Genomic DNA, 14983 nt, shown 5'->3' with positions numbered 1-14983 from the left:
CAGCATGCAACCGATCCACAGCCTTCATGACTTCTTCCTGCGCAGCGGTGCCGAGGTGAGGCTCTACCACCTGGGACGCCGGGTCGAGCCCTGCTCGCTCGACACCCTGGCCGCCTTCGAGGCCGGCGAGCTGGCATGGCCGGCCCCCTGGCAGGGCACGGCACGCCTGGCCATGGTCTTCCGCCTGGGGGACCTGGAGGACCCGCTGATCTGGTTCCTGGCCCTGCCGCTGGATGAGCAGGGCCACCTCGACCCGGCGCCGCGGGACGCCTTCGTGCAGCGCCTGCTGGAGACCCTCGGCCACGGCGTGCGGGGCCTGGGGCGCTCGGAGAGCGCCGGGATCGACAACCTGATGAAGGACAACCCCCTGGCCTTCAGCCCCGCGCTGCCCTTCCAGGCCGTGCTGCATGCCCGTGCCAGCGTGGATGCGGGCCTGCCCGCCAGCCAGCACCTCGAGCCGGTCGAGGCCTACCTCACCGGACAGCAGGCGATCGACTGGCGCGCCCTGGGCCTGCAGGGGCTGGCCGACTTCGCGGTGCGCCTGGATGCGGAGTCGAGCCGGATGCTGGCCACGCGCCTGGACACCCTGCCCGGCGAGGTGCTGACCTCGCTGTGCTACTGTCTGGAGCATGTGGCAATCGCCGACGAGCTGGCCCATGCCCTGCGCCGGCGCGGGGAGGCGGCGGGCCGCGCCGGGGACATCGAGACCTTCTGCGCCTGCGTGCGGGCCATGGGCGGCGCCTCGACCGCGCTGGCCGGCGCCTGGTTCGATGCCCTGCTCGATGACCCGGACGCCTGCGGCCCCGACCTGCTGGCGGCCATCGCCGGGCGCGGCTGGCACCACCTGGAGGATGCCGAGCGGCTGCCCCGCTTCCTCGCCCGCCTGGCCGAGACCCCCGGGGCCGACTTCACGGCCGTGGCCCGTGACCTGGCGCTGATCCCGCGACTGCGCCTGCCACTGCTGATGACGCTGCGCGAGGCCGGGGCGGACTCCGCCATCGGCCGCCGCCTGGCCGGCCTGACACGCTGAGTGCAGAGACCTCGGAGCGAAGATGATGAAAGAACTGCCCTACACGCCCAAGGCGGTGATCGGCCGCCGCGAGATGGTCACCCTGCCGGAACTGCACCTGACGCTCTGCGCCAAGGCCGATACCGGCGCGCGGACCTCGGCCCTGCATGCCGAGGACATCGAGTCCTATGAAGAGGACGGCCATCTCTGGGTCAGCTTCACGACCCGCAGCGCCGGCCCCGGCACGCCGGCCCACGTCCACCGCATGCACCTGCATGACCGCCGGCGGGTGACCAGCTCCAACGGCCAGGCCGAGTGGCGCTACGTCATCCGCACGACGATGCAGCTGGGCAGCCTGGAGTTCCCGGTGGAACTGAGCCTGACCGACCGCCGCGACATGCGCCACCCCATGCTGCTGGGCCGCCGCGCCCTGCGCCGCCTGCTGGTGGCGCCCGGCGTGGCCTTCCTGCATGGCGAACCCTGACCCTCCCCGGCCATCGACCCTGGAGCCCCGAATGCATATCGCGCTGCTGTCCCGCAACCGCAACCTCTACTCCACGCGGCGCCTGATCGAGGCGGCCGAGCTGCGCGGCCATACCGCGCGGGTGGTCGACACCCTGCGCTGCTACATGAGCATCGCCTCGCACCACCCCTCGATCCACTACAAGGGCGAGGAGCTCGAGCCCTTCGACGCGGTGATCCCGCGCATCGGCTCCTCGATCACCTTCTACGGCTGTGCGGTACTGCGCCAGTTCGAGATGATGGGCACCTACGTGCTCAACGACAACGTCTCCATCACCCGCTCCCGGGACAAGCTGCGTTCGCTGCAGTTGCTGTCGCGCAAGGGGCTCGGGCTGCCGATCACCGGCTTCGCCCACTCCCCCGACGACATTCCCGACCTGATCACCATGGTCCGGGGCGCCCCGCTGGTGATCAAGCTGCTGGAGGGCACCCAGGGCATCGGCGTGGTGCTCGCCGAGACCAACCAGGCCGCCGAGAGCGTGATCCAGGCCTTCATGGGCATGAAGGCCAACATCATGGTGCAGGAGTACATCAAGGAGGCGAAGGGTGCCGACATCCGCTGCTTCGTGATCGGCGACAAGGTGGTGGCCTCGATGAAGCGCCAGGCCGCCGAGGGCGAGTTTCGCTCCAACCTGCACCGCGGCGGTAGCGCCAGCGTGATCCGCATCACCCCGGAGGAGCGCTCCACGGCGATCCGCGCCGCCAAGGCCATGGGACTGCGGGTGGCCGGCGTCGACCTGCTGCGTTCCAACCACGGCCCGGTGATCATGGAGGTCAACTCCTCGCCGGGGCTGCAGGGCATCGAGACGGCCACCGGCAAGGACATCGCGGGGCTGGTCATCGAGCACCTGGAGAAGAATGCCGCCCCGCGGCACAAGGTCCCGCCTCGCCCCAAGGGCTGAATCCTCAGCCCAAAGGCTAACGGGGAAGCGGCAAATTATTGATCCCCGGGGGTGGCAAATGGGCGTCGACAGCCCCACAATCTGCGTCACCGGAGGAGGTGACCGCTCATGTTTCTCGACAATCGCCAGGTGGCGATGGACAGTGCCCTCGAGGCGATGGCCGACAGCATCGACTACTTTCAGGACAATCTGGAGCGCCTGCGTCCCTCGCTGCGCGACAGCCTGAAGCCCCACTACGAGGCGCGGGCGAAGTCGATGCACGAGCTCCAGGAGCTGTCGCGCAAGCACCTCAACCTCCTCCCGCGCGATGCCGATGTCGAGCGTGACGACTACATGTGGCTGTGGAGCCGACTCAAGAGCTTCGTCGGCAACGAGAGCCAGGTGGTGATCGGCGAGCTGCTGGAGCAGGAACGGGTGCTGATGCAGGCGCTCTCGACGCTGTTCACCCATCCCCTGCCCGAGCCGATGGAACCGGTCATCGAGGAGTGCTGGAAGGGCTGTCGGGCGCTGATTCGCGAGCTGTATCGTCTCCAGAAGCAGCGTCCGAAGCGCTGAACATCCCCGGCGGGAGCAGCAGGCGGTCACGCTCCCGCGGCATGATCTGCAGGGGCTCGAGCGGCCCCAGGAAGTGCGGCTCGCGCTCCCACAGGTAGAGATCCCCCAGGGTAGCCACCCGCGCCACCCACTCGCGCAGCTTGAGTCGCCACAGCCCATCCGTGGGGCGCTCTGGCGCCGCGCAGCCCCTCACCTCGAGTCCCAGCGCCTCGCCGATGAACAGCGCCCGCGGCAGGTGCCACTCCTGGGTGATCAGCAGCGCCCGCTCCACGCCGAACACGTCCCGCGCCCGGGCCAGGGTGTCGAAGGTGCTGAATCCGGCATAGTCCAGCGTCATGTCCTCGTCGCGCACGTCGCGGCCGCGCAGGTCACGCCACATGGTCACCGGCTCGTTGTAGTAGCGGGTGCTGTTGTCGCCGGAGATCAGCAGGTGGTCGACCCGTCCGAGATGGATCAGGTGGGCCGCGGCGCCCATGCGCCCCTCGAAGTGCGGATTGCGCGCCCCGCTGCGCGTCCAGTGTGAGGTCCCGAAGACGATGCCCACGGGCTCGCTGCCACACTGCGCCAGCTCGTCCTCGATCTTCCCCTGGGTGCGCCCCAGCACGTAGAAATTGGCCAGCGCGAACAGCAAAGCCGCCAGGAGCGCAAGCGCTCCCAGCGACATCAGTACCGCCTTGAAGACCTTCCAGAATGGCCGGTGCATCGCGCTCCCCGGAGCAGGCGCTAGAACATCCCGAGTTCCAGCTTGGCCTCGTCGCTCATCATCTCACGACTCCAGGGGGGATCGAAGACGATCTCGGTGTGCACCTTGCTGATCTGCGGGGCACCGAGGATCTTGTTGCGGGCATCGGCGGCGATCACGTCGCCCATGCCGCAGCCCGGGGCGGTCAGGGTCATGCGGATGGTGACGATGCGCTCGCCGCTGATCAGCCGCTCGATGCGACAGCCATAGACCAGCCCCAGGTCGACGATGTTCACCGGGATTTCGGGGTCGAAGCAGGTCCGCAGCTGGTCCCACACGAACTGCTCGATCTCCTCTTCCGAGGCATCCTCGGCCAGGGTCGGGCGCGGCAGCGCCTCGAGGCCCAGGGCATCCAGGTTGGCCCCCTCGACCAGGTAGAGGCGCCCCTCGAAGCCCACGCTGACCGTGCTGCCCTTGGCCTGCATCACGCTGACGATGCTGTCCTCCGGCAGGGTCACGGTCTTGCCGAAGGGAATGGAGATCGCCTCCACGTCACGCTGCAGGGGCAGCTCCTGGCCCTTGTGGAGGGTGGCAATCTGCTCGATATCGCTCATGTCGCTCCTTGATAGCCTTCAGCGCAGCATGCCGACGACGCGCTCGAGCCCCTCGACGAAGACGTCGATCTCCTCGGGCGTGTTGTAGGCAGCGAAGGATGCCCGGCAGGTGGCGTCCACCCCGAACTGCGCCAGCAGGGGCTGGGCACAGTGATGGCCGGTGCGGATCGCCACCCCGAGCTGGTCGATCAGCAGCCCGATGTCCTGGGAGTGCGCGCCGTCGACCACGAACGACAGCACGCCCGCCTTGTCCGGCGCGGTGCCCAGGATGCGCAGCCCCTCGATGCCCCGCACGCCCTCGGTGGCATGCTCGAGCAGCCTGGCCTCCCAGGCGCCGATCAGCTCGAGGCCGATCTCCTGGACCCACTGCAGGGCGCGGCCCAGGGCGATCACCTCGGCGATGGCCGGGGTGCCGGCCTCGAACTTGTGGGGGATGTCGGCGAAGGTGGTGGGCGCCTCGAAGGAGACCGTCTTGATCATCTCGCCGCCCCCCTGCCAGGGCGGCATTGCCTCGAGCAGCTCGGCCTTGCCGTAGAGCACGCCCACGCCGGTCGGCCCGTAGACCTTGTGGCCGGAGAAGGCATAGAAGTCGGCATCGATGTCGCGCACGTCGATGGCCTGGTGGGGGGCGGCCTGGGCGCCGTCGACCAGGATCCGCGCGCCCTGCTCGTGGGCCACCCGCGCCATCTCGCGCACCGGGTTGACGGTGCCGAAGGCGTTGGAGATGTGGTTCACCGCCACCAGCCGGGTGCGCTCGGTGAAGAGGTCGCGGTAGGCCGCCATGTCCAGCACGCCGCGCTCGTCCACCGGGATCACCTTGATGGTGAACCCGAGCTCCCCCGCCAGCAGCTGCCAGGGCACGATGTTGGAGTGGTGCTCGAGGCGCGAGATCAGCACCTCGTCACCGGGGCCGAGGTTGGCACGCCCCCAGCTGTTGGCCACCAGGTTGATCGCCTCGGTGGTGCCGCGGGTGAAGACGATCTCGCGGGTCTCGGCAACGTTCAGGAAGGCCCGCACCGTCTCCCGGGTCCCCTCGAAGGCCGCCGTGGCCTCGTCGGCCAGGGTGTGCAGCCCGCGATGGATGTTGGCGTTGTAGCGACCGTAGTAGTCGTCGAACATCGCGATCACCTGGCGCGGGGTCTGGCTGGTGGCGGCGTTGTCCAGGTAGACCAGCGGCTTGCCGTGGACTTCCCGGTCGAGAATCGGGAAGTCGCGTCGCACCTTCACCACGTCCAGCGTCAGGTCGCTGAAGTCGGCCATGGCTCACTCCTCGTTCAGGGCGGCGGCGGTTTCCACCAGGCCGGAGAGGTTGAAGCGCTCGGGGAGCTTGCCTGCCACGGCCAGCTCGACCCGCTCGGCGATGGCGTCGAGGTCGACCTGCTCCAGCACCTCGCCGGCGAACGCCAGGGTCAGCAGGCCGCGGGCCGTCTGCTCGTCGATGCCGCGGGTGCGCAGGGCGAACACCGCCTCCTCGTCGAGCTGGCCGGTGGTGGCGCCGTGGGCGCACTTGACGTCGTCGGCGTAGATCTCGAGCTCCGGCTTGGTGTCGATCTCGGCGCGGTCGGAGAGCAGCAGGTTGGCATTGCTCTGCTCCGCCTCGATCTTCTGGCTGTCACGCTTGACGATCACCTTGCCGTTGAACACGCCGTGGGCGCGGTCGTCGAGGATGCCCTTGTAGTTCTCGTGGGAGAAGGTGTGGGGCGCGTTGTGGTTGACCAGGGTGTGGTTGTCCACGTGCTGGCGACCCTGGCCGTAGAAGAGGCCGTTGAAGTTGGCCTCGGCCCCCTGGCCGTTGAGCTCGGCCACCAGGTCGTTGCGCACCAGGCCACCGCCCAGGTTCAGGTTGAAGGAGGTGTAGCGGCTGTCGCGGGCCTGCTCGATGTGGATGCTGGCCACGTGCAGATCGGCCAGCGGCGCCTCCTGCAGCTTGTAGTGGGTGAGCAGCGCGCCGCGGTCGAGGATGATCTCCTCCACCAGGTTGGTGAAGTTGGCGGCCTGCTCCTCGCCCACGTGGTGCTCGATGACCGTGGCCTGGCTGCGCCCGGCCATCTCGAGCAGGATGCGCGGATGGCTCATCACCGGCGCCTCACCGGCCCGGGAGAGGAACTGCAGGATGATCGGCTTCTCCACCACGGTACCCGGCGCCAGGCGCAGCACGGCCCCCTCTTCCATGAAGGCGGTGTTGAGCGCCGCGAAGGGCGAGAACTCGACCCCGGTCAGCCGGCCCAGCGGGCCGCCCACCGCCTCGTGGTTCTCCTCGAGCGCCTGGGAGAGCGGCACCAGCTGCACGCCAGCGGGCAGGTCGTCGAGCCTCGACAGGCCCGGGGCGAAGACGCCGTCGACGAAGGTCAGCCGGTGGGCCTCCACCGGCAGGGTCAGCCTCGCCGCCGTGGCCGGGGAGAAGTCGGCCTCCGTGGCCAGGTGGAAGTCGCCGCGGGCGATGGCCCGCACGTCGGTGTACTTCCACTCCTCGATGCGCCGATGGGGAAAGCCCAGCGCCTCGAAGCGGGCGGCCCCCGCCTGGCGCCGGGCGGCGATCCAGGTCGGCTCGGCGCCGCGGGCGGTGCTGCGCTCGCTCAACCGGTCGAGGAAGCGTTGCACATCGCTCTGCACTGCATCACTCATGCGGCGGTCTCCTCCTGCACCCAGTCATAGCCGCGGCTCTCGAGCTCGCGGGCCAGGCCGGCATCGCCGCTCTTGACGATGCGGCCATCGACCAGCACGTGCACGCGATCCGGCACGATGTAGTCGAGCAGGCGCTGGTAGTGGGTCACCAGCAGGATGGCCCGGTCCTCGGCGCGCAGGGAGTTGACGCCGTCGGCGACCACCTTCATGGCGTCGATGTCCAGGCCCGAGTCGATCTCGTCGAGCATCGCCAGCTTCGGCTGCAGCACCAGCATCTGCAGGATCTCGTTGCGCTTCTTCTCGCCGCCGGAGAAGCCCTCGTTGACGGCACGCTGCAGGAAGCTGGTGTCCATCTTCATGGACGCAACCTTCTCCTTGATCAGCTTCATGAACTCCGGTGCCGGGATCTCGCCCAGACCCTGCGCCTCGCGCTGGGCGTTCAGCGCCGCCTTGAGCAGGTAGATGTTCTTCACTCCCGGGATCTCCACCGGGTACTGGAAGCCCAGCAGCAGGCCGGCACGGGCCCGCTCCTCGATCTCCATCTCCAGCACGTCCTGGCCCTCGAAGGTGATCGAGCCCTTCGTCACCTCGTAGCCCTCCTTGCCGGCGATCACCGCCGAGAGGGTCGACTTGCCGGCCCCGTTGGGGCCCATGATGGCGTGGACTTCTCCGGCGTTGATGGTCAGGGTGAGGCCCTTGAGGATCTCGGAACCCTCGACCGTGACGTGCAGATCCTTGACTTCGAGCATGTTGACTACCTTTGATTCGTGGTGAGCCGCCGGCGCGACTCCTTGAATGTTTTGACCTTTTCGCGAATCCGGAGAAACGCGCGAGCGGCGCCTGAACAAGGCGGAAGCAGGTGAGAGAAGCGGAGTTTACGAACGTAAATGAGCATTCTCGATCCTGCTTCCAACGCCGTGCAGGCGTCGCGCAGCCGTTTCCTCAACCAACAGCGCCTTCGAGGGTGACGTTCAGCAGCGCCTCGGCCTCCACGGCGAACTCCATGGGCAGCTCCTGGAAGACATCCTTGCAGAAGCCGTTGACGATCATGCTCACCGCATCCTCCTCGGAGATGCCGCGGCTCTGGCAGTAGAACAGCTGGTCCTCGCCGATCTTCGAGGTGGTCGCCTCGTGCTCGACGGTGGCCGTGCTGTTGCCGATCTCCTGGTAGGGGAAGGTATGGGCGCCACACTGGTCGCCGATCAGCAGCGAGTCGCATTGGGTGAAGTTGCGCGCGCCCCTGGCCCGCGGACCCACCTTCACCAGGCCACGGTAGGACTGGTTGCTGCGGCCGGCGGAGATGCCCTTGGAGATGATGCTCGAGCGGGTACCCTCGCCGATGTGGATCATCTTGGTGCCGGTATCGGCCTGCTGGCGGCCGTTGGTCACCGCCACGGAGTAGAACTCGCCGATGCTGTCCTTGCCGCGCAGCACGCAGGAGGGGTACTTCCAGGTGATCGCCGAGCCGGTCTCGACCTGGGTCCAGCTGATGCGCGAGCGGTCGCCGCGGCAGTCGCCGCGCTTGGTGACGAAGTTGTAGATGCCACCCTTGCCGTCCTCGTCGCCGGGATACCAGTTCTGCACGGTGGAGTACTTGATGTAGGCATCCTCGAGCGCCACCAGCTCCACCACCGCCGCATGCAGCTGGTTCTCGTCGCGCATCGGCGCGGTACAACCTTCCAGATACGACACTTGGGCGCGGCTCTCGCAGATGATCAGGGTGCGCTCGAACTGCCCGGTGTTCTCGGCGTTGATGCGGAAGTAGGTGGAGAGCTCCATGGGGCAGGTCACGCCCTCCGGGACGAAGACGAAGGAGCCGTCGGTGAACACCGCGGAGTTCAGCGCCGCGAAGTAGTTGTCGCCCTGGGGCACCACGCTGCCCAGGTACTGCTTGATCAGTTCCGGGTAGTCGCGGATCGCCTCGGAGATGGAGCAGAAGATCACGCCCGCCTCGTGCAGCTTCTCCTTGAAGGTGGTGGTCACCGACACGGAATCGAAGACGGCATCCACCGCCACGCCGGCCAGGGCCGCCCGCTCGTGCAGGGGAATGCCCAGCTTCTCGTAGGTCTCGAGCAGCTTGGGGTCCACCTCGTCGAGGCTCTGGGGCTTGTCCTCGTCACGCTTGGGCGCGCTGTAGTAGGAGATCGCCTGGTAGTCGATGGGCGGATAGTCCAGGTGTGCCCAGGAGGGCGGCGTCATCTTCAGCCACTGGTGGTAGGCCTTGAGACGCCACTCCAGCATCCACTCCGGCTCGCCCTTCTTGTTCGAGATGAAGGCGATGGTGCTCTCGTCCAGGCCGGGCGGTACCGTGTCGCTCTCGATGTCGGTCACGAAGCCTTCCTTGTACTCGCGACGGACAAGCTGTTCCATTTCCTGACTTGCCATGATGTATCCCCTCCCGGGCGGTTGGGTCGGCGAGCGTGGCTCGCCTCGGGTAGTGAAGTGCTCGGTGCGTCAGGCCTCGGCAGCCAGACTCACGCTCTGAATGGGCAGCTGCACCGGCAGCTTGATCGGGCTGGTGTCGGCCAGGTGGGCCAGGGTCACGCTGTCAAGCAGGGTGCGGATGGCCAACGAGACCCGCTGCCAGTTGTCCGCGACGCCGCAGGTGGCGGCCAGGTCGCAGTCGCCGCCGGCCTGGCTGCACTCGGTCATCGCTACCGGCCCCTCGATCGCGGAGATGATGTCGCTGGCGGTGATGCGCGAGGCGGGGCGTGCCAGGGAATACCCTCCCTGGGCGCCGCGGCGCGACTCGAGCAGCCCCGCCTTGACCAGCATCTTCAGGGTCTTGCTGACCGTGGGATGGGGCAGCTGAACCGCCTCGGCCAGCTCCGCGGCCGCCTGGGGCTGGTCCGGGTGGCGGGCAATCTGCGCCATCACCACGGCGGCGTAGTCGGTCAGCCGTGAAAGCTTGAGCAAGGCCTGACTCCCCGGGGGCATCTCCCCCTCATGTTCGATTGGGGACCATTTTAGTCCTGTATGAATTTGATGTGAAGCCCCGGCGCCCAATCGCGTGGATCGCGGCACGTTCACGGACGTTACCGACAAGAACGATAATCGATCTCATTCATGGCAGGCCACCGGGACGCTCGCCCGGCAGGCATCAGCCCTGCCAATTCGTGCCATTGCGCATCCTCATCCACGGAAAAACAATTAGATAGGGGGCTCTGCTATGCTAGATGGCCTCGCATGGGGCATTTCGTCGCCCCTCGCCCCTTCCCGCGACATGATCACACCCGGGCACCGCTGGGCCGTCGGACGACGGCTATGCTTGCCAAGGGACAGGGCTCGCAAGGAGAAACGACTTGGAACTGATTCAGTACGCACTGGACAACATCGACCTCTTGGCCACACGCACCCTGGAGCACATCTCGCTGGTGGGGGTCGCCGTCGGCATCGCCACCCTGACCGGGGTGCCGATCGGCATTGCCATCACCAAGAACGAGCGTCTGGCCCAGGCCGTGCTCTATGCCGCCTCGATCATCGTCACCATCCCCTCGATCGCGCTGTTCGGCATCATGATCCCGGTGCTCTCGCTGATCGGCCAGGGCATCGGCTACCTGCCGGCGGTGATCGCGGTGCTGCTCTACTCCCAGCTGCCGATCATCCGCAACACCTATACCGCGATCAACAACGTCGACCCGGCGCTGCGCGAGGCGGCCCGGGGGATCGGCATGAGCCCCAACCAGCGCCTGCGGATGGTGGAGATTCCCCTGGCGGTGCCGGTGATCATGGCCGGCGTGCGCACGGCGGTGGTGCTCAACATCGGCGTGATGGCGATCGCCGCCTACATCGGCGCCGGGGGGCTGGGCACCTTCATCAGCCGCGGCATCTCCCAGTCCGACCCGCGGCAGCTGATCGTCGGCGCCGTGGCGGTGAGCCTGCTGGCCATCATCGTCGACTACACCCTGCTCTACGTGCAGAAGCGCCTGACGCCCCGCGGCATGGAGCTCGACGCCTCCACCGCCTGACGGCGAGCCCCTGACGACCGAGACGACAAGGACCCCCGAATGATCCAACTCGATAACCTGACCAAGGTCTTCGATACGCCCAAGGGCGCCGTGGTCGCCGCCGACCACATCAGCATGAAGGTGCCCAGCGGCGAGATCTGCATCCTGCTCGGCCCCTCGGGCTGCGGCAAGACCACCACCCTGAAGATGATCAACCGCATCGTTACGCCGACCTCCGGCAAGGTGTTCATCAACGGGGAGGACACCACCGACCTGAACACCCAGGACCTGCGCCGCAACATCGGCTACGTGATCCAGCAGATCGGGCTCTTCCCCAACATGACCATCGAGGAGAACATCACGGTGGTGCCCAAGCTGCTGGGCTGGAACAAGGCCCGCTACAAGGAGCGGGCCCGGGAGCTGATGGCGATGATCTCCATGGAGCCCGATGCCTTCCTCAAGCGCTTCCCCAGCGAGCTCTCCGGCGGTCAGCAGCAGCGCATCGGCGTGGCCCGGGCGCTCGCCGCCGACCCGCCGGTGATGCTGATGGACGAGCCCTTCGGCGCCATCGACCCCATCAACCGGGCGGTGATCCAGGACGAGTTCCTCAAGATGCAGCAGGAACTCAAGAAGACCATCATGTTCGTCAGCCACGACATCGACGAAGCGATCAAGATGGGCGACCGGGTGGCGATATTCCGCGAGGGCAAGCTGGTGCAGCACTCCTCGCCCGACGACCTGCTGGCCGCACCCAAGAACGCCTTCGTCGAGTCCTTCCTCGGCGAGGACCGCGCGCTCAAGCGCCTCAACCTGGTCAAGGTCCACGAGGTGGTCTCCGACGAGATCGCCACGGTGAAGCCCGGCGACACCCTGGAGACGGCGCTGGCCCGCATCGACGACTACGGCTACCAGAACGCCATCCTGATGGTGAACGACCAGCGCCAGCCGGTGGGCCTGATCACCCGCGCCAAGGCGCGCACCACCAAGGGCTACTGTCGCGACCACTTCGAGAATGTCCCGGCCACGGTGACCCTGGAGGACGACCTGCGCAAGGTCGCCTCGCTGATGTTCGCCCAGGACGCCACCTGGCTGCCCTGCGTGGACGACGAGGGACGCGTCTGCGGCCAGATCACCCAGCGCGCCATGACGCACCACCTCGGTTCACGCTTCCGTGCCCGCGAGGCTGCCAGCCGGAATCCCGACAGCGCCGTCAAGGAGTGAGCCGATGCCGATCCAGAGCCTGAAAGGGGCCCTGCGTGCACTCCTGCTGGTGGCGATCTTCTTCGCCGGGGTATGGAGCCAGTCGAGCGGGGTCATCGATGACTTCCTGTGGTACCTGCCCGACGTGCAGTACCTGGCCATCCAGCACCTGTGGCTGACCGCGATCTCCGGCGGCCTGGCGATCCTGGTGGCCATCCCGCTGGGCATCGTGCTGTCGCGCCCGAGCATGACCCGCTGGGCGGAATCGCTGATGCAGGTGCTCAACGTCGGCACCACCATCCCGACGCTCGCGGTCCTGGCGCTCTCCATGAGCTTTTTGGGCATCGGCACCGTACCGGCCGTGTTCGGCCTGTTCGTCGCCACCCTGCTGCCGATCACCCGCAACACCTATGCCGGGCTCAAGGGCGTAGATCCCGCCCTGATGGAGGCCGCCGCCGGCATCGGCATGTCGGCGACCCAGCGCCTGCTGCAGGTCGAACTGCCCAACGCCCTCTACGTGATCTTCGCCGGCATGCGTACCGCCCTGACCATCAACGTGGGCACCGTGCCGCTGGCCTTCCTGATCGGCGCCGGGGGGCTGGGCGAGCTGATCTTCACCGGCATCGACCTGTACGATCCGGTGATGATGCTGTCCGGCGCGATTCCCACTGCCCTGCTGGCGATCGTCGTCGATGCGCTGGTCGCCACCGTGGCCTTCCTGATGGTGCCGCGCGGGGTCAACCCGTCGCGCGCCTGATCGTTCGAACCGTGCTAGACCATTTGCAGCCACACGAGGAGAAGCATCCATGAAACGCCTGATGACCACCCTGTCCGGCCTGGCCCTGGCCGGCGCCATGACCACCGCCGGCGCCGCCGAGATCACCGTCGGCGGCAAGAACTTCACCGAGCAGCAGATCCTCTCCAGCATGACCACCCAGTACCTGGAGGGTCTCGGCTACGACGTGGAAAACCGCGCCGGCATGGGTTCCGCGGTGCTGCGCCAGGCCCAGGAGAATGGCCAGATCGACCTCTACTGGGAGTACACCGGCACCTCGCTGATCAACTACAACGATGTCACCGAGCGCCTCGGGCCCGAGGAGACCTATGAGCGCGTCAAGGAACTCGACGCCGAGAAGGGCCTGGTTTGGCTGGAGCCCTCCGCGGCCAACAACACCTACGCCCTGGCCATGCGCGAGGAGGACGCCGAGGAGCGCGGCATCGCCTCCCTCTCCGACCTGGCCCAGGCGGTCAATGACGGCGAGGCGCTGACCTTTGCCCTGAACGCGGAGTTCTATGCCCGCGAGGACGGCTGGCGGCCGCTGCAGGAGGCCTACGACTTCCGCGTCAGCCGCGGCGACGTCAAGCGCATGGATTCCGGCCTGGTCTACCCGGCACTCCGCGACGGCGACGTCGAGGTGGGACTGGTCTTCGCCACCGACGGACGCATCCCGGCCTTCGACTTCCGCGTGCTCGAGGACGACAAGGGCTACTTCCCGGCCTACGCCCTGACCCCGGTGGTGCGCCAGGAGACCCTGGAGGCCAACCCCGACCTCGCCGAGCAGATGAACGCGCTCTCCAGCCTGCTCGACGACGAGACCATGGCCGAGCTCAACGCCCAGGTCGACGTCGAACGCGAGACCATCGAGGACGTGGCCCAGTCCTTCCTCGAGGAGAACGAGCTGCTGTGACGCCTCCCGGCAGGGCTGGCATAATGCCGGCCATTGCCTACGGCAAGGAAGGCCGCCCTTGGGCGGCCTTCCCTCTTTTGACAGGGGGATGAGATGCACTATCAGGACAGACTCCGGGTCGGCGCCGCCCAGATCAACGCCACCCTAGGCGAAGTGGATGCCAACCTGGCACAGCATCTCGACACCATCCAGGAGGCCTGCGACCAGGGCGTCGAGCTGCTGGTCTTCCCCGAGCTCTCGCTGACCGGCTATGGCCTGGGCAGCCGGGTGATGCAGGTGGCGATGCCACTGGAGGATCCGCGCCTGCGCGAGCTGGCCCTGGCCTGCCGCGAGATGCAGACGGTGGTGGGCTTCGTCGAGGAAGCGAGTCCCGGCGAGTACTACAACGCCCTGGCCATCCTCCAGGACGGCGAGATTGCCGCGGTGCACCGCAAGCTCAACCTGCCCACCTACGGCGGGCTCGAGGAGGGCAAGTGGTTCACCCACGGCAGCGAGCTCACCCACACTCCGGTGCGCCCCGGCTGGTCGGCGACCCAGCTGATCTGCGCCGACCTGTGGAACCCGGCCCTGGTCCACGCCTCCCTGCTGCGCCGTCCCACGGTACTCTGTGCGCCGATCAACTCGGCCTCGGGCATCGTCAGCGACGACTTCTCCAACGAGCAGAACTGGGCCCTGAACGTGCGCTTCTACGCCATGACCTACGGCACGCCGGTGATCATGGCCAACCGCTTCGGCCCCGAGGGCCAGAGCCACTTCTGGGGCGGGTCGCGCATCCTCGGCCCCCGCGGTGAGCTACTCGCCGAAGCCGAGGAGCGCGAGACGCTGATCACCGCCGAGCTGTCGCGCACCGCCATCGCCCGGGCCCGCTTCGAGCTGCCCACCCATCGCGATGCCGACACGCCACTGGTGCGCGAGCTGATGGCCGGCTTCCGTTGAGCGGCCACGCGGGAGGGCGATGATGCACAAGGGTCCGGTCACGGTCTTCGGCGGCACCGGTTTTCTCGGCGACGCCATCGTCCGCGAGCTGGTCGATTCCGGCCGCGGGGTGCGTATCGCCGCTCGCCACCCCGCCCTGCCCGCCTGGCTGGAGGACGGGGACCCGGTGGAACTCGCCACCGCCGACCTGCGCGACGAGGCGAGCATCGAGGCGGCCCTCGCGGGTGCCAGCGCCGTGGTCAATGCCGTCAGCCTCTATGTCGAGACCCGCGATGCCAGCTTCGAGGCCATCCATGTCACGGG

17 protein-coding genes are annotated in these 14983 nt (G+C 67.6%); 10 read left to right on the top strand and 7 right to left on the bottom strand.

What is annotated here, in order from left to right; translation table 11 throughout:
- Positions 1–4: 4 nt before the first annotated feature.
- From SCI24_RS10375 to SCI24_RS10360, 4 genes are all read left to right on the top strand, one after another.
- Positions 5–1030: a DUF3549 family protein gene (locus SCI24_RS10375; RefSeq protein WP_318725294.1), complete on the top strand. Its 1026-nt coding sequence runs from the start codon at positions 5–7 to the stop codon at positions 1028–1030.
- A 25-nt stretch (positions 1031–1055) separates the two neighbouring features.
- Positions 1056–1493 carry an ATP-dependent zinc protease gene (locus SCI24_RS10370; protein WP_318725317.1) on the top strand — a complete coding sequence of 146 codons (438 nt, stop codon included), beginning with the start codon at positions 1056–1058 and terminating at the stop codon, positions 1491–1493.
- A gap of 31 nt (positions 1494–1524) precedes the next feature.
- Positions 1525–2433, top strand: a complete 909-nt coding sequence (gene rimK, locus SCI24_RS10365) for a 30S ribosomal protein S6--L-glutamate ligase (RefSeq protein WP_133636163.1) — start codon at positions 1525–1527, stop codon at positions 2431–2433.
- 108 nt (positions 2434–2541) lie between these two features.
- A complete protein-coding gene (locus SCI24_RS10360; RefSeq protein WP_133636164.1) occupies positions 2542–2988 on the top strand; it encodes a hypothetical protein in 447 nt (148 codons plus the stop codon).
- Here SCI24_RS10360 and SCI24_RS10355 read toward each other — a convergent pair.
- The 7 genes from SCI24_RS10355 to SCI24_RS10325 all read right to left on the bottom strand — a co-directional run bounded on the left by SCI24_RS10355 (position 2909) and on the right by SCI24_RS10325 (position 9825).
- On the bottom strand, positions 2909–3691 hold the full coding sequence (locus tag SCI24_RS10355; RefSeq protein WP_318725293.1) for a vancomycin high temperature exclusion protein: 783 nt from the start codon (positions 3689–3691) through the stop codon (positions 2909–2911). The genes SCI24_RS10360 and SCI24_RS10355 overlap by 80 nt on opposite strands.
- 20 nt (positions 3692–3711) lie before the next feature.
- Positions 3712–4284, bottom strand: a complete 573-nt coding sequence (gene sufT, locus SCI24_RS10350; RefSeq protein ID WP_318725292.1) for a putative Fe-S cluster assembly protein SufT — start codon at positions 4282–4284, stop codon at positions 3712–3714.
- 18 nt (positions 4285–4302) lie between these two features.
- Positions 4303–5544 (bottom strand): cysteine desulfurase, encoded by a 1242-nt coding sequence (locus SCI24_RS10345; RefSeq protein ID WP_318725291.1) that lies wholly within the window; start codon positions 5542–5544, stop codon positions 4303–4305.
- A 3-nt stretch (positions 5545–5547) separates the two neighbouring features.
- Entirely contained in the window at positions 5548–6909 is a 1362-nt protein-coding gene (gene sufD, locus SCI24_RS10340; RefSeq protein ID WP_318725290.1) for a Fe-S cluster assembly protein SufD, read from the bottom strand.
- Positions 6906–7658: a Fe-S cluster assembly ATPase SufC gene (sufC, locus tag SCI24_RS10335; RefSeq protein WP_318725289.1), complete on the bottom strand. Its 753-nt coding sequence runs from the start codon at positions 7656–7658 to the stop codon at positions 6906–6908. The genes sufD and sufC overlap by 4 nt, the downstream gene beginning before the upstream one ends.
- Before the next feature lie 193 nt (positions 7659–7851).
- Positions 7852–9294 carry a Fe-S cluster assembly protein SufB gene (sufB, locus tag SCI24_RS10330; RefSeq protein ID WP_318725288.1) on the bottom strand — a complete coding sequence of 481 codons (1443 nt, stop codon included), beginning with the start codon at positions 9292–9294 and terminating at the stop codon, positions 7852–7854.
- A gap of 69 nt (positions 9295–9363) precedes the next feature.
- The gene (locus tag SCI24_RS10325) at positions 9364–9825 is read right to left on the bottom strand and encodes an SUF system Fe-S cluster assembly regulator (RefSeq protein WP_278033324.1); all 462 of its coding nucleotides are present in this window, start codon (positions 9823–9825) and stop codon (positions 9364–9366) included.
- Between the two features lie 386 nt (positions 9826–10211).
- Here SCI24_RS10325 and SCI24_RS10320 point away from each other — a divergent pair, with 386 nt between their 5' ends.
- The 6 genes from SCI24_RS10320 to SCI24_RS10295 all read left to right on the top strand — a co-directional run.
- Positions 10212–10877 carry an ABC transporter permease gene (locus SCI24_RS10320; protein ID WP_133636171.1) on the top strand — a complete coding sequence of 222 codons (666 nt, stop codon included), beginning with the start codon at positions 10212–10214 and terminating at the stop codon, positions 10875–10877.
- Positions 10878–10916: 39 nt separating this feature from the next.
- The gene (locus tag SCI24_RS10315) at positions 10917–12077 is read left to right on the top strand and encodes an ABC transporter ATP-binding protein (RefSeq protein ID WP_318725287.1); all 1161 of its coding nucleotides are present in this window, start codon (positions 10917–10919) and stop codon (positions 12075–12077) included.
- Between the two features lie 4 nt (positions 12078–12081).
- Positions 12082–12813: an ABC transporter permease gene (locus SCI24_RS10310; protein ID WP_318725286.1), complete on the top strand. Its 732-nt coding sequence runs from the start codon at positions 12082–12084 to the stop codon at positions 12811–12813.
- A gap of 49 nt (positions 12814–12862) precedes the next feature.
- Positions 12863–13744, top strand: a complete 882-nt coding sequence (locus tag SCI24_RS10305) for a glycine betaine ABC transporter substrate-binding protein (RefSeq protein WP_318725285.1) — start codon at positions 12863–12865, stop codon at positions 13742–13744.
- Positions 13745–13837: 93 nt separating this feature from the next.
- A complete protein-coding gene (locus SCI24_RS10300) occupies positions 13838–14680 on the top strand; it encodes a nitrilase-related carbon-nitrogen hydrolase (protein WP_318725284.1) in 843 nt (280 codons plus the stop codon).
- Between the two features lie 22 nt (positions 14681–14702).
- Positions 14703–14983, top strand: a 281-nt coding sequence (locus tag SCI24_RS10295; protein ID WP_318725283.1) for an NAD(P)H-binding protein, incomplete at its 3' end; no start/stop codon positions are given.

The organism is Halomonas sp., from assembly GCF_033549285.1.
Lineage (GTDB): Bacteria > Pseudomonadota > Gammaproteobacteria > Pseudomonadales > Halomonadaceae > Halomonas.
This window is presented reverse-complemented; position numbering and strand designations above follow the sequence as displayed.